We start from the raw sequence: 12,001 nt of genomic DNA, 5'->3' as shown, positions 1-12,001 counted from the left end.
CCATGACGATTCACCAGAACCTCCTCGGCGGTCCGCCCCCGACCCACCTCCCCGACGACCCCGAGCCCCGGGAGCTGCTGGCGGGCGGAACCGCGCCCGCGGACGTCGCCGCCAAGTACCCGACCTCTTCGCTCGCCTGGGCCCAGCTGGCCGACGACGCGTTCGAGCGCGGTGCGGTCGTGGAGTCGTACGCCTACGCCCGTACGGGCTACCACCGAGGCCTGGACGCCCTGCGCCGCAGCGGCTGGAAGGGCCACGGGCCGGTGCCGTGGGAGCACGAGCCGAACCGCGGCTTCCTGCGCGCCCTGCACGCCCTCGCCCGCGCCGCGCAGGCGATCGGCGAGCAGGAGGAGCACGAGCGCTGCTCGCAGTTCCTGAAGGACTCCTCGCCGACGGCGGCGCAGACGCTGGGCTGACCGCCGTACCGCGCCGCCGCCGGGGCCTCCTGACACGGCCGGTCCCTGCGGCGGCGGTTTCTTGTGTGCCGCCGACCGGCCTGCCTTGCGGCGGGCCGGGTTGATTGCGCAGGATGCGGGATGGGGACCGGGGCCCCCGTGCCGGCATCGGCAGGGGCGGACCGCTACCCGGAGTAACACAGGAGACAGCGATGTCCCAACAGGGTCACCCCTACGAGGCCGCTGAGCAGGACACCCCGAATCTCGACTTCGCGGGGACGACGCCGTACGAGGACTACGTCCGGGCCGATGTGCTCACCCACCTCCAGCACACCCTCTCCGACGACCCCGGAGAGATGGTCTTCCTGGTGACCACGCAGGTCATGGAGCTGTGGTTCACGGTCATCGTGCACGAGTGGGAGACGGCCGCGCGGGCCCTGCGCGCGGACGACGTGCCCACGGCCATCGCCGCGCTGAAGCGCTCCGTGCGGGAACTGGAGGCCCTCAACGCCTCCTGGAAGCCGCTCGGCCAGCTGACCCCCGCGCAGTTCAACTCCTACCGCAGCGCACTCGGCGAGGGCTCCGGCTTCCAGTCGGCGATGTACCGGCGCCTGGAGTTCCTGCTCGGCGAGAAGTCCTCGTCCATGCTGGTGCCGCACCGCGGTGCCCCCCGCGCCCACGCGGAACTGGAGAAGGCACTGCACGAGCCGAGCCTGTACGACGAGGTGGTACGGCTCCTCGACCGCCGCGGGCACGCGATACCCGACGCCGTGCTGAACCGGGACGTCTCCCTGCGGCACGAGCCCTCGCAGGCCGTGGAGGCCGCGTGGACCGCCGTCTACGCCGGCGACGAGAGTGACGAGCTGGCCCGGCTCGGCGAGGCGCTGACGGACGTGGCCGAGCTGGTCTGGCGCTGGCGCAACGACCACCTGGTCGCCACCCGGCGGGCCATGGGCGCCAAGACCGGCACGGGCGGCTCCGCCGGTGTGGCCTGGCTGGAGAAGCGCGCCCGCAAGAACGTCTTCCCGGAGCTGTGGACGGCGAGGTCCCATGTCTGATCTGACCCTCCTCGCCGAGAAGCTCGACGCGGCGGACGAACTGGCCCCGGTCCGCTCCCGCTTCGTCCTCGACAGCGCGTCCGTCGACGCGTCCGGCACCGCGGCTGACGCCGCGGGCATCTACCTGGACGGAAACTCCCTGGGCGCACTGCCCGCCCACGTGCCCGACCGGGTGGCGGACGTGGTCCGCCGCCAGTGGGGCGAGCTGCGGATCCGCTCCTGGGACGAGAGCGGCTGGTGGACGGCGCCCGAGCGGATCGGCGACCGGATCGCCCCGCTGGTGGGCGCGGCCCCGGGCCAGATCGTGGTGGGCGACTCGACGAGCGTCAACATCTTCAAGGCCCTGGTGGCGGCGATCCGCATGGCGGACGACGACCGGGACGAACTCCTCGTCGACGCCACGACCTTCCCCACCGACGGCTACATCGCCGAGTCGGCGGCCCGCCTCACCGGCCGCACCCTGCGCGCAGTCACTCCCGCGGAACTGCCGGGCCTGCTGAACAGCCGTACCGCGGCCGTTCTGCTGAACCACGTCGACTACCGCACCGGCCGTCTCCACGACCTCCCCGGGCTCACCGCCGCGATCCACGCCTGCGGCGCCCTCGCGGTCTGGGACCTGTGCCACAGTGCGGGCGCGCTGCCCGTGGGACTGGACGAGCACGGGGTCGACCTGGCGGTCGGCTGTACCTACAAGTACCTGAACGGCGGCCCCGGTTCACCGGCGTACCTGTACGTCCGCCGCGACCTGCAGGATCGTTTCGACTCCCCGCTGCCGGGCTGGAACTCCCACGCCGACCCGTTCGGCATGAGCCCGTCCTATGCTCCGGCACCAGGCGCACTCCGCGGCCGGGTCGGCACACCGGACATCCTCTCCATGCTCGCCCTGGAGGCGGCCCTGGAAGTCTGGGACGGAGTGTCCCTGGCCGCGGTCCGCGCGAAGTCCCTCGCCCTGACGGACTTCTTCCTGCGCTGCGTGTCCGAGTACACCGAGCCGGGCCGGCTGGAGTCCGTGACGCCCGAACGCCACGAGGAACGGGGCAGCCAGATCGCCCTGCGCTGCTCGGACGCCGGCGAGATCATGAAGCGTCTGATCGCCCGGGGCGTCGTGGGCGACTTCCGCCACCCCGACGTGCTGCGTTTCGGCTTCACACCGCTGTACGTGGGGTTCCGGGACGTCGAGCGGGCGGCCCGGGTGCTGGGGGAGGTCGTGGGCCAGGCGTGATGGCGGGGGCGGGCCGGGCGGGATCCCCGGGCGGGATCCCCGGCCGGGGGTCCGAGCCGGGCCGTGGCGTCCGGGCCGGGGGTCCGATTCGGACCGGGGGTCCGGGCCGGGCCGACGGCCTCCGGCCGGGGTCCGAGCCGGGGGTCTCGGCCGGGGTCCCAGCCGGGCCGGGGCCGGCCCGCCCACCGCACCGTTTGGTCTCACCCTGCGTGACATCCCCGTGTCCGCGCACGTCACCAGCCTGATACCGTCCCCGCCAACGGCCGGCGCAGCACGGCCGGCGAAGAATCCCCACCTGGTCCGCCACACGCCAAACACGTTCTGTCGCTGAGAGGTTGGAGCATGCCGGACGACTCCGCAGCAGCCCGCGCCGCCGCCGAAGAGGAGTCGGCCTTCTCGCACTCCCCGGTCGACCCCGACGTCACCGCGGCGTACGGCGACCACCCCGACCAGGTGATCGACTTCTATGCCCCCCGGCCCGGCCCGGACTCCGCCGCCCCCGCCCCCGCTCCGCTGGTCGTCGTCCTGCACGGCGGCGCCTGGCGCGCCCGCTACGACCGCCGCCACATCACCCCCTTCGCGGACTACCTGGCCCGCAGGGGCTTCGCCGTGGCCAATGTGGAGTACAGACGTGGGGGCGAACCTCTGATCCCGGGCCAGAGCGCGGGAGGCAGGGGCGCGGCCGGGAGCGGCTCAGGGCCGGACATGGGGTCCGGCTCAGGGGCTGCGGCCGGTGGCACGCCACTCGCCGGACGCTGGCCCGACACCTTCGACGACGTCGCGGCTGCCCTGGACGCCCTGCCCGGCCTGGTCCACGAGGCGCTGCCGCAGGCGGACCCACGCCGTACGGTCCTGACCGGGCACTCGGCGGGCGGTCACCTGGCCCTGTGGGCGGCGGCCCGGCATGTCCTCCCGGCGGACGCCCCGTGGCGCACCGGCGGCCCGGCGCCGCTCCGCGGTGTCGTCGCGCTCGCGCCCATCGCGGACTTCGAGGTGGCGGAGAAACTGGAGGTCTGCGAGCACGCCTCCCTGCAACTCCTCGGCGGGCAGGACGGTTTCGCCGAGCGCCGTCCGTACGCCGACCCGGTCCTGCTCCTTCCGACAGGCATCGCCACGACCGTCGTCCAGGGCCGTACGGATCTGGAGGTGCCGCAGGCGGTCGCCGAGTCCTACGCGGAGGCCGCGGCCAAGGCGGGGGAGATGGTCGGGCTGACGCTCCTGGAGGACGTCGGTCACTTCCCGCTGATCGACCCGGCGGCGGACGCGTGCGCGGTGGTGGCCGAGGAGATCGCCCAACTGGCCTGGTGACCAACGGTGTTGTGTGTCCGGGTCCGCCCCCTGGCGGAACGGCCCGGTGATACCCGTAGTACCTGAGAGCTACGCGCCGGAACAGCTCCCTGGCGGGACGCCGACGACGGGTACCGCTGCCTAACTTCCTTCTCAGTCGAGCCCGATGACCGGGCGCACTGAAAGGAAGCCGGCCGTGGGGCTCTGTCGATCGAAGAACGTGGCGCACTGCGGCGAGCCGCGGGTGGCGGATGCGGGCCGCACCGAGCTGGGTGGTGCCGATTCCGGTCGTTGTGGTCCGGATGCGGGCCGCACCGAGCCGGGCGGTGCCGATTCCCGCCGTTTCCGCCCCCGCCGTTTCCGCCCCCGCCGTCTCCGGCACGGGCGCCGGGCCCTCCTCGCTCTCCTCCTCACCGCGGCCATAGCGGCCCCCCTCTCGGCCGCAGCCCGCCCCGGGGTCCCCGCGCCCGCCCCGGCCGCCCTGCCGCCGGTCACCGCGGCGACGCTCCCGACCGCCTACGCCGCCAACCGGGCCAACGCCGCCGAGGCCGCGCGGATGGCCGCCGCCCACGGAGACGCACACCGCGCCTGGGCGGACCGCGCGCTGACCGCCCCGTCCCGTCACTTCCTCGCCTTCGACGGCCGGGGCGCCGGACGGGCCACGGAGGTCCTCGGCGACCTCGCCCACGCCGGCCACATCGCGGTCCTGGTCCCCGGCTCGGACACCTCCCTGGACACCTACGCCCGCTTCCACAAGGCGGCCGCAGCGCTGTACGCGGACCTCGTCCACCGGGCGGCTCCCGGCACCCGCGTCGCCGTGATCGCCTGGCTCGGTTACGAGACCCCGGCGACGGTCAGTACCACGGTGACCACGACCACCCGTGCCGAGGAAGCCGCCCCGCACCTGCGCGCCTTCGTACGCCGGCTGCATGCCGCGGCCCCGCCGCGGGCGCACATCTCCCTGGTCTGCCACTCGTACGGCTCCGTGGTCTGCGGCCGGGCCGCCCACGGCCTCGACGCGGACGACATCGCCCTGGTCGGCAGCCCCGGCACCGGCGCGGACACCGCCGCCGCCCTGCACACCGGCGCCCGGGTCTGGGCGGCCCGCGGCAGCGGCGACTGGGTGGAGCACGTACCGCACATCCGAGCCGATCTGTTCGGCACCACCGTCGGCTTCGGCACCGACCCGGTCTCGCCGGCCTTCGGCGCCCGGGTCTTCGACGCGGCCGGCGCCGACCACAGCGGCTACTTCACCCCGGGCTCGGCCGCCCTCGCCAACCTCGCCCGGATCACCCTCGACGAGCCCTCGGAGGTAACCCGTGCCTGAGCCGGCCCCGCCCGTCCGTACCGCGCGCGGCGCGCTGCGGGCGATCCGCCAGGGCGTCCACCGCGTGGACGCCGCGACCCCCGCGTCCCGGGACCGCGCCGTCGACGCCCTGCGGGCCCTCGCGATCCTCGGGGTCGTCCTGGGCCACTGGCTGGTGACCGCCCTGGTCGCGCAGGACGGCGGTCTGCGCACGGCCAGCCCGCTGCAGCACATGCCCTGGCTGGCCCCGATCTCCTGGCTCTTCCAGACCCTGGCCGTGTTCTTCCTGGTCGGCGGCCGTGTGGCGACCCACGGTCTGGCCACGGCCCGCACGCGAGGCGACTCCTACGGCCGCTGGCTGCGCGCTCGCCTGGCCCGCCTGCTCCGTCCGGTCGCCGCACTCCTGGGCCTGTGGGCGACGGCCGCCACGGCTCTGCTGCTCACCGGCGCGTCACCGGCCACCCTCCACACCCTGTTGAAACTGGCGCTGTCCCCGCTGTGGTTCCTGCTGGTCTTCGCCGTGCTGACCGCCGCCACCCCGCTCGTCGCCCGCATCAACCCGCTCTGGCCGCTCGCCGTCGTCCTGCACGTGGACCTGCTCCGCTTCGGCCTGCACCTCGGCCCGTCCTGGCTCGGCTGGGTGAACCTGGCCGCCGGCTGGCTGGTCCCGTACACGCTGGGCGCGGCCTGGGCGCGGGGCGGGCTGCGCAGCCGCCGCTCGGCCTGGGCCCTGCTGCTGGGCGGTACGGCGGTCACGGCGGTCCTCGTGACCTGCGCGGGCTACCCGGCGGCCATGGTCGGCGTCCCCGGCAGCACGATCTCCAACCTGAACCCGCCCACCCTGGCGGCCGTCACCTTCGGCCTGGCCCAGTGCGGGCTGGCGCTCCTGCTGTGCGACCGGCTGCGCCGTGCGACGGCCCGTCCGTTCGTCTGGGCCGCCGTGGCTCTGGTCAACCTCTCCGCGATGACGGTCTTCCTGTGGCACCAGACGGCCCTGATGGCCACGACGACCGTCGCCCTCACGGCCGGCCGCCTCCCCGGGCTGCACACTCTCCCCGACGGCCTCGGCTGGGTGGCGGCCCGGCTTCTCTGGCTCCCGGTGTTCGGCCTGGTCCTGACGGTGTGCTGGGCCGCGTTCCGCTCCTTCGAACAGGACCGCCGTCCCCCGGGAGCCGGCGGGGGAGCCTCCCGGGTGGTCCGGGTGCACCGGGCCGCGGGCCCTGGGACGGGGACGGGGACGGGGACCCGGCGGGCGGTCCGCCGTGTTGTCTAGGGTGGTCCGCGTGACGCAAACGGGGGGCCGCCGGGTGTTCATGCTGCTCGCGGGCCGGGCCCGGCGCTGGTGGCGGGTGCTGCGCGACGACCTGTGGACCTTCGCGCCGGATCCGTTGCCCGCCTTCGTGTGGCTGCGGTGGCTGCCGCACGGTCTGCTGTGTCTGGCCGCGTTCGGGGTCACGTTCGGCGCCGTGGCGCAGCTCGCGAGCAACGGGCAGGTGGATTCCACGCCGGCCTTTCTGATCGGCCTTGCGCAGGGTGGCGCGGTCGTCCTCGCGCTGTGGCGGCCCATCCCTGCCTGGTGGCTGTCCATGGCGGGGACCGTCGTGGGAGCCGTCGCGGTCCACGAAAAGATGAGCGCGGCGGCCGGGGAGACGTTCACCTGGCCCTGGAGCGCGGCCGGGATCATCGCGCACCTGCTCGTCCTGCTGCTGCTCGCGCTGCGCGTGCCCACCCGGGTGTCGGTCGAGGCGCTGGCCCTGACCGCGCTGGTCACCTGGCTCCTGGAAGGCGTGTGGGGCGGGCTGCGCTACGACCCCACCGGTGTCGTCGCGGTGGTGCTCTCCGCGGTGGTCGTCCTGCTCGGGACCGCCCTGCGCGGCCGTCGGGAGGCGCGTGCCGAACTCGTCGAGCAGGCCACCCTCACCGCCGAGGAGCGCGGTCGCCGCACCCTGCTGGAGGAACGCAGCCGCATCGCACGGGAACTGCACGACGTGGTCGCCCACCACATGTCGGTCATCTCCATCCAGGCCCAGGTCGCCCCGCACCTCGTGGAGAACCCGTCGCAGGAGCTGACCGAGAACCTCGCGGGCATCCGGCAGAACGCGCTGGAGGCGCTCACCGAGCTGCGCCGAGTCCTCGGCGTGCTGCGTTCCGAGAACCCCGAGGACCCGTACGGCCTGGGCGGCCTCGGCGCCGGAGCAGCCCCGGACGCCCCCCAGCCCACGCTCGGCCGGCTCGACGCACTGATCGAGAACACCCGGGCGGCGGGCCTGGACGTGACCGTCGAGACCGAGGGCAGGGCGCGGGCCTACGCCCCGGGCGTGGAGCTGTCGGCGTACCGGATCGTGCAGGAGGCGCTGAGCAACGCCCTGCGGCACGCGCCGGGGTCCCGGGTGCGGGTCGAGGTCGCCCACCTCAGGGACGGTCTGCGGCTGGCGGTGACCAACTCCCGCCCGCGCCGGCCCGTCCCGCCCTCCCCGGGCGCCGGGCACGGCCTGCTCGGCATGCGGGAGCGCGCGGCGATGCTCGGCGGCACCCTCACCGCTCGGGAAACCGTGGACGACGGCTTCGCCGTCGAGGCCTTCCTCCCCCGGGACGGCACCCCGTCCGCGCTTCCGCCCGCCCCGCCCCCGACAGGAGAAACGACCCCATGACGAGCGGCACCATCCGCGTACTCATCGCCGACGACCAGCAGATGGTCCGGCAGGGCTTCACCGTGCTGCTCAACACCAAGCCGGACATCGAGGTGATCGGGCAGGCGGTGGACGGCCGCGACGCGATCGCCAAGGCCGCCGAGCTGACCCCGGACGTGGTCCTGATGGACATCCGGATGCCCGAACTCGGCGGCATCGAGGCCACCCGCCGCGTCACCGCCGACCACCCGGGCATCAGGGTCCTGGTGCTGACCACCTTCGACCTGGACGAGTACGTGTACGAGGCGCTGCGCGCGGGAGCCTCCGGCTTCCTGCTCAAGGACGCCTCGGCCGACCAGCTCGCCGAGGCGGTCCGGGTCGTCGCCGCCGGCGACGCGCTGCTGGCTCCCGGCATCACCCGCCGCCTCATCGCCGAGTTCTCCCGCCTGGACGGCGCTCCGCGCGCCCCGCTCAAGCAGCGTGTGGGGGACCTGACGGAACGCGAGACGGAGGTGCTGGCGCTGATCGCGCAGGGCCTGTCGAACGCGGAGATAGCCGGCCGGCTGGTCGTGGCCGAGCAGACCGTGAAGACGCACGTGGGCCGGATCCTGGTGAAGCTGGGGCTCAGGGACCGGACCCAGGCGGCGGTCTTCGCGTACGAGTCGGGGCTGGTACGACCGTCCGGATACTGACCCCGGCCGGGCGTGCCGGCCCGGTAGTACTTGAGGGGGACGCCCGAGGACCCTTCTGAGAGGTGACGACCGCGGCTCACCGGCGGCCTACCGTTTCCCCCGTGACCGAGACGACGCACACGCAGACCACGCCGCCGGGCCGGGCCGGCCGGCCGCGCAGCCCCGAGTTCCGGCTGGCCGCGGACGCCCTGCGCGGGCTGCGACAGGACCTGTTCCACCACGCTTTCGCCTACCGCCCGCTGCCCCGCATGGCGGTGGACGGCCCCCTCACCCGCCGTCTCTCCGGCCGGCTGCGGGGCTACGCCGCCTGGACACCGCACGCCGTCGTGGTGGCCGGCGCAGCCGTGGCGATGCTCACCGGCGTGACGGGCACGGACGCCGGCCCGTCGGCCCTGCTGAGCGGTCTGCTCGCCCTGGTCCCGGTACTGCTGACCCTGGTGCGTCCGGTCGGCGCGTTCTGGCTGTCGCTCGCGGCGACGACGGCCGCCTCCGTCATCGGCAGCAGCTGGGGCAGCTGGCCCTGGCTGCCGGGCAGTCTCGTCTCCCACCTGCTGGTGCTCACGATCGTGGCGATACGCACCCGGCCGCGCGCAGCGGCCTGGATGTGGCTGCTGACCGCGCTGTACGGCTTCTGGGCCGAGACCGCCTTCGGCTCCGGGCACTACGACACCGACACCGCCCCGATGCTGATCCTCTCCGCGTTGATCCTCCTGGTCGTCACGGTCCGGCACACACGCCGGCAGGCGGAGAAGGAGGTGACCGCCCAGCAGACGGTGACCGAGCACGAGCGTTCGCGGCGCACCCTGCTGGAGGAGCGCACGACGATCGCCCGCGAGCTGCACGACGTGGTCGCCCACCACATGTCGGTGGTCGCCATCCAGGCGGAGGCCGCGCCCTACCGTGTGGAGAACCCGCCGCCGGAGCTGGAGAAGGCGTTCGCCACCATCCGGGAGAACGCGGTGGCGGCTCTGACCGAGCTGCGCCGGGTCCTGGGGGTGGTACGGGCGGAGAACTACGAGGCCCCGGACGCCCCGCAGCCCACCCTGGCCGACCTGGACGGCCTGCTCGCCAATGTGCGCGAGGCAGGCCTGGAGGTGGAGAAGGCGGTGACCGGCGCGGTGCGGGAGCTGCCGCAGGGAGTGGAGCTGTCGGCGTACCGGATCGTGCAGGAGGCGCTGAGCAACACGCTGCGGCACGCGCCCGGCGCGACCGCCCGGGTCGAGATCGGCTACGTCCTCGGTGGCCTGGGATTGCGCATCCTCAACGGTGCGCCGCCGGCCCCGCACCTGATCAAACCGTCACCCGGTGCCGGGCACGGCGTCACCGGGATGCGCGAACGCGTGTCGATGCTGAACGGTGAGATGACGGCGGGCCCGACGGCCGACGCCGGGTACGAGGTGACGGTGTTCCTGCCGGTCCCGGCCGCGAGCGAGGATGAGGCATGACGATCCGCGTACTGATCGCGGACGACCAGATGATGGTTCGCGAAGGCTTCTCGGTCCTGTTGAACGCGATGCCGGACATCGAGGTCGTCGGCGAGGCCGTCAACGGCCGGGAGGCGGTCGAGCGGGTGCGTGAACTGGCCCCGGACGTCGTGCTGATGGACATCCGGATGCCGGAGCTGAACGGGATCGAGGCGACCCGGGAGATCGTCGCGGCGGACGCGGCGGCGAAGGTGCTGGTGCTCACGACGTTCGACCTGGACGAATACGTCTACCAGGCGCTGCGCGCCGGGGCCTCCGGCTTCCTGCTCAAGGACGCCTCGGCCCGCCAACTGGCCGACGGCGTCAGGGTGGTGGCCTCCGGCGAGGCCCTGCTCGCGCCCTCGGTCACCAAGCGCCTGATCACGGAGTTCTCACGCCTGTCCGAGACGCCGCGGCTGATGCCGTCGGCGCAGGCTGCGTACGGCGAACTGACGGAACGGGAGACGGAGGTCCTGGTCCTCATCGCGCAGGGCCTGTCCAACGCGGAGATCGCCGGGCGGCTGGTGGTGGCGGAGTCGACGATCAAGACCCACGTGAGCCGCATCCTGGTGAAACTGGGCCTCCGTGACCGCACCCAGGCGGCGGTGTTCGCGTACGAGGCCCGCCTGGTGACACCGGGCTGACGTCGACTCACCTTCGCGCGTACGTCCCCCGCGCCCCTGGTCAGGGGCGGGCGCACGCGTTAGCGTCCCTGCATGGCAGGCTCCCCCGACCTCGCTTTCGACCCCTGGGACCCGGAGTTCCTCGCGAACCCGTACCCCGCCTACGCCGAGCTGCGGGCACGCGGCCGGGTGATCCGGTACGAGCCGACGGACCAGTGGCTGGTCCCGCACCACGCGGACGTCTCGGCGCTGCTGCGGGACCGGCGGCTCGGGCGGACGTACCAGCACCGGTTCACCCACGAGGACTTCGGCCGTACCGCGCCGCCACCCGAGCACGAGCCGTTCCACACCCTGGGCGACCACGGCATGCTCGACCTGGAGCCGCCGGACCACACCCGGATCCGGCGCCTGGTGTCGAAGGCGTTCACACCGCGCACGGTGGAGCGGCTGAAGCCCTACGTGGCGAAGCTCGCCGGAGAACTGGTGGCCCGGCTGGTCGCGGCGGGGGGCGGTGATCTGCTCACGGACGTCGCCGAGCCGCTCCCCGTGGCCGTCATCGCCGAGATGCTCGGCATCCCGGAGTCGGACCGCGCCCCGCTGCGGCCCTGGTCGGCGGACATCTGCGGGATGTACGAACTGAACCCGTCCGAGGAGACGGCGGCGCGTGCGGTGCGGGCGTCGGTGGAGTTCTCGGGCTACCTGCGGGAGCTGATCGCCGCCCGCCGCAAGGAGCCGGGCGAGGACCTGATCTCAGGGCTGATCGCGGCCCACGACGAGGGCGACCGGCTCACCGAGCAGGAGATGATCTCCACGGCCGTCCTGCTGCTCAATGCCGGCCACGAGGCGACCGTCAACGCCACGGTCAACGGCTGGTACGCCCTGTTCCGCAACCCCGGCCCGCTCGCCGCCCTGCGCGCCGACCACTCCCTGGTCCCGTCCGCGATCGAGGAGCTGATGCGCTACGACACCCCGCTCCAGCTCTTCGAACGCTGGGTCCTGGACGACATCGAGATCGACGGCACGACGATCCCCAGGGGCGCGGAGATCGCCATGCTCTTCGGCTCCGCCAACCACGATCCGGCGGTCTTCGCCGATCCCGGCCGGCTGGACCTCGCCCGCGCCGACAACCCGCACATCTCCTTCAGCGCGGGCATCCACTACTGCATCGGCGCACCCCTGGCCCGCATCGAACTGGCCGCGTCCATGACGGCCCTCCTTCAGCAGGCCCCGACCCTGAGCCTGGCGGCGGAGCCGGTGAGAAAGCCGAACTTCGTGATCCGGGGTCTGCAGGAACTGAGCGTCGAGGTGGGGTGATCCGCGCGCCC

Annotated in this window: 11 protein-coding genes; all 11 read left to right on the top strand. The window is 73.7% G+C overall.

Translation table 11 applies throughout. The annotated features are described in order from the left end of the window. Positions 1 to 2 precede the first annotated feature (2 nt). The 11 genes from ACZ4SF_RS36935 (at position 3) to ACZ4SF_RS36885 (ending at position 11,990) form a co-directional block, all read left to right on the top strand. A complete protein-coding gene (locus tag ACZ4SF_RS36935; protein ID WP_468393219.1) occupies positions 3 to 416 on the top strand; it encodes a DUF3151 domain-containing protein in 414 nt (137 codons plus the stop codon). 191 nt (positions 417 to 607) lie between these two features. After that, a complete protein-coding gene (locus ACZ4SF_RS36930; RefSeq protein ID WP_468393218.1) occupies positions 608 to 1,453 on the top strand; it encodes a tryptophan 2,3-dioxygenase family protein in 846 nt (281 codons plus the stop codon). Next, positions 1,446 to 2,675 (top strand): kynureninase, encoded by a 1,230-nt coding sequence (gene kynU, locus ACZ4SF_RS36925; RefSeq protein ID WP_468393216.1) that lies wholly within the window; start codon positions 1,446 to 1,448, stop codon positions 2,673 to 2,675. The genes ACZ4SF_RS36930 and kynU overlap by 8 nt, the downstream gene beginning before the upstream one ends. A gap of 342 nt (positions 2,676 to 3,017) precedes the next feature. After that, positions 3,018 to 3,983, top strand: a complete 966-nt coding sequence (locus ACZ4SF_RS36920) for an alpha/beta hydrolase (RefSeq protein WP_468393214.1) — start codon at positions 3,018 to 3,020, stop codon at positions 3,981 to 3,983. Positions 3,984 to 4,158: 175 nt separating this feature from the next. Continuing rightward, entirely contained in the window at positions 4,159 to 5,289 is a 1,131-nt protein-coding gene (locus ACZ4SF_RS36915) for an alpha/beta hydrolase (RefSeq protein WP_468393212.1), read from the top strand. Beyond that, positions 5,282 to 6,541, top strand: a complete 1,260-nt coding sequence (locus ACZ4SF_RS36910; protein WP_468393210.1) for an acyltransferase family protein — start codon at positions 5,282 to 5,284, stop codon at positions 6,539 to 6,541. The genes ACZ4SF_RS36915 and ACZ4SF_RS36910 overlap by 8 nt, the downstream gene beginning before the upstream one ends. Positions 6,542 to 6,581: 40 nt before the next feature. Further along, complete coding sequence (locus tag ACZ4SF_RS36905) at positions 6,582 to 7,919, top strand: sensor histidine kinase (protein ID WP_468393257.1); 1,338 nt, start codon at positions 6,582 to 6,584, stop codon at positions 7,917 to 7,919. Beyond that, positions 7,916 to 8,590 (top strand): response regulator, encoded by a 675-nt coding sequence (locus tag ACZ4SF_RS36900; RefSeq protein ID WP_468393208.1) that lies wholly within the window; start codon positions 7,916 to 7,918, stop codon positions 8,588 to 8,590. Before ACZ4SF_RS36905 ends, ACZ4SF_RS36900 begins: the two co-directional genes overlap by 4 nt. A gap of 101 nt (positions 8,591 to 8,691) precedes the next feature. After that, entirely contained in the window at positions 8,692 to 10,035 is a 1,344-nt protein-coding gene (locus tag ACZ4SF_RS36895; RefSeq protein WP_468393206.1) for a sensor histidine kinase, read from the top strand. Beyond that, the gene (locus ACZ4SF_RS36890) at positions 10,032 to 10,697 is read left to right on the top strand and encodes a response regulator (protein WP_468393204.1); all 666 of its coding nucleotides are present in this window, start codon (positions 10,032 to 10,034) and stop codon (positions 10,695 to 10,697) included. Before ACZ4SF_RS36895 ends, ACZ4SF_RS36890 begins: the two co-directional genes overlap by 4 nt. A gap of 72 nt (positions 10,698 to 10,769) precedes the next feature. Next, positions 10,770 to 11,990, top strand: coding sequence for a cytochrome P450 (locus ACZ4SF_RS36885; RefSeq protein ID WP_468393202.1), 1,221 nt, complete (start codon positions 10,770 to 10,772; stop codon positions 11,988 to 11,990). The last annotated feature ends 11 nt before the right edge of the window (positions 11,991 to 12,001 follow it).

The sequence above is a fragment of the Streptomyces sp. NPDC027663 genome, from assembly GCF_055566415.1.
The sequence above is the reverse complement of the archived record's forward strand: the minus strand, read 5'-3'. Positions and strand labels throughout refer to the sequence as shown.

Bases quoted from the DNA above. Each gene is read 5' to 3' on its own strand.
- ACZ4SF_RS36920 (WP_468393214.1), top strand. From the start codon at position 3,018: ATGCCGGACGACTCCGCAGCAGCCCGCGCCGCCGCCGAAGAGGAGTCG.
- kynU (WP_468393216.1), top strand. From the start codon at position 1,446: ATGTCTGATCTGACCCTCCTCGCCGAGAAGCTCGACGCGGCGGACGAA.
- ACZ4SF_RS36930 (WP_468393218.1), top strand. From the start codon at position 608: ATGTCCCAACAGGGTCACCCCTACGAGGCCGCTGAGCAGGACACCCCG.
- ACZ4SF_RS36905 (WP_468393257.1), top strand. From the start codon at position 6,582: ATGCTGCTCGCGGGCCGGGCCCGGCGCTGGTGGCGGGTGCTGCGCGAC.
- ACZ4SF_RS36935 (WP_468393219.1), top strand. From the start codon at position 3: ATGACGATTCACCAGAACCTCCTCGGCGGTCCGCCCCCGACCCACCTC.
- ACZ4SF_RS36890 (WP_468393204.1), top strand. From the start codon at position 10,032: ATGACGATCCGCGTACTGATCGCGGACGACCAGATGATGGTTCGCGAA.
- ACZ4SF_RS36900 (WP_468393208.1), top strand. From the start codon at position 7,916: ATGACGAGCGGCACCATCCGCGTACTCATCGCCGACGACCAGCAGATG.
- ACZ4SF_RS36885 (WP_468393202.1), top strand. From the start codon at position 10,770: ATGGCAGGCTCCCCCGACCTCGCTTTCGACCCCTGGGACCCGGAGTTC.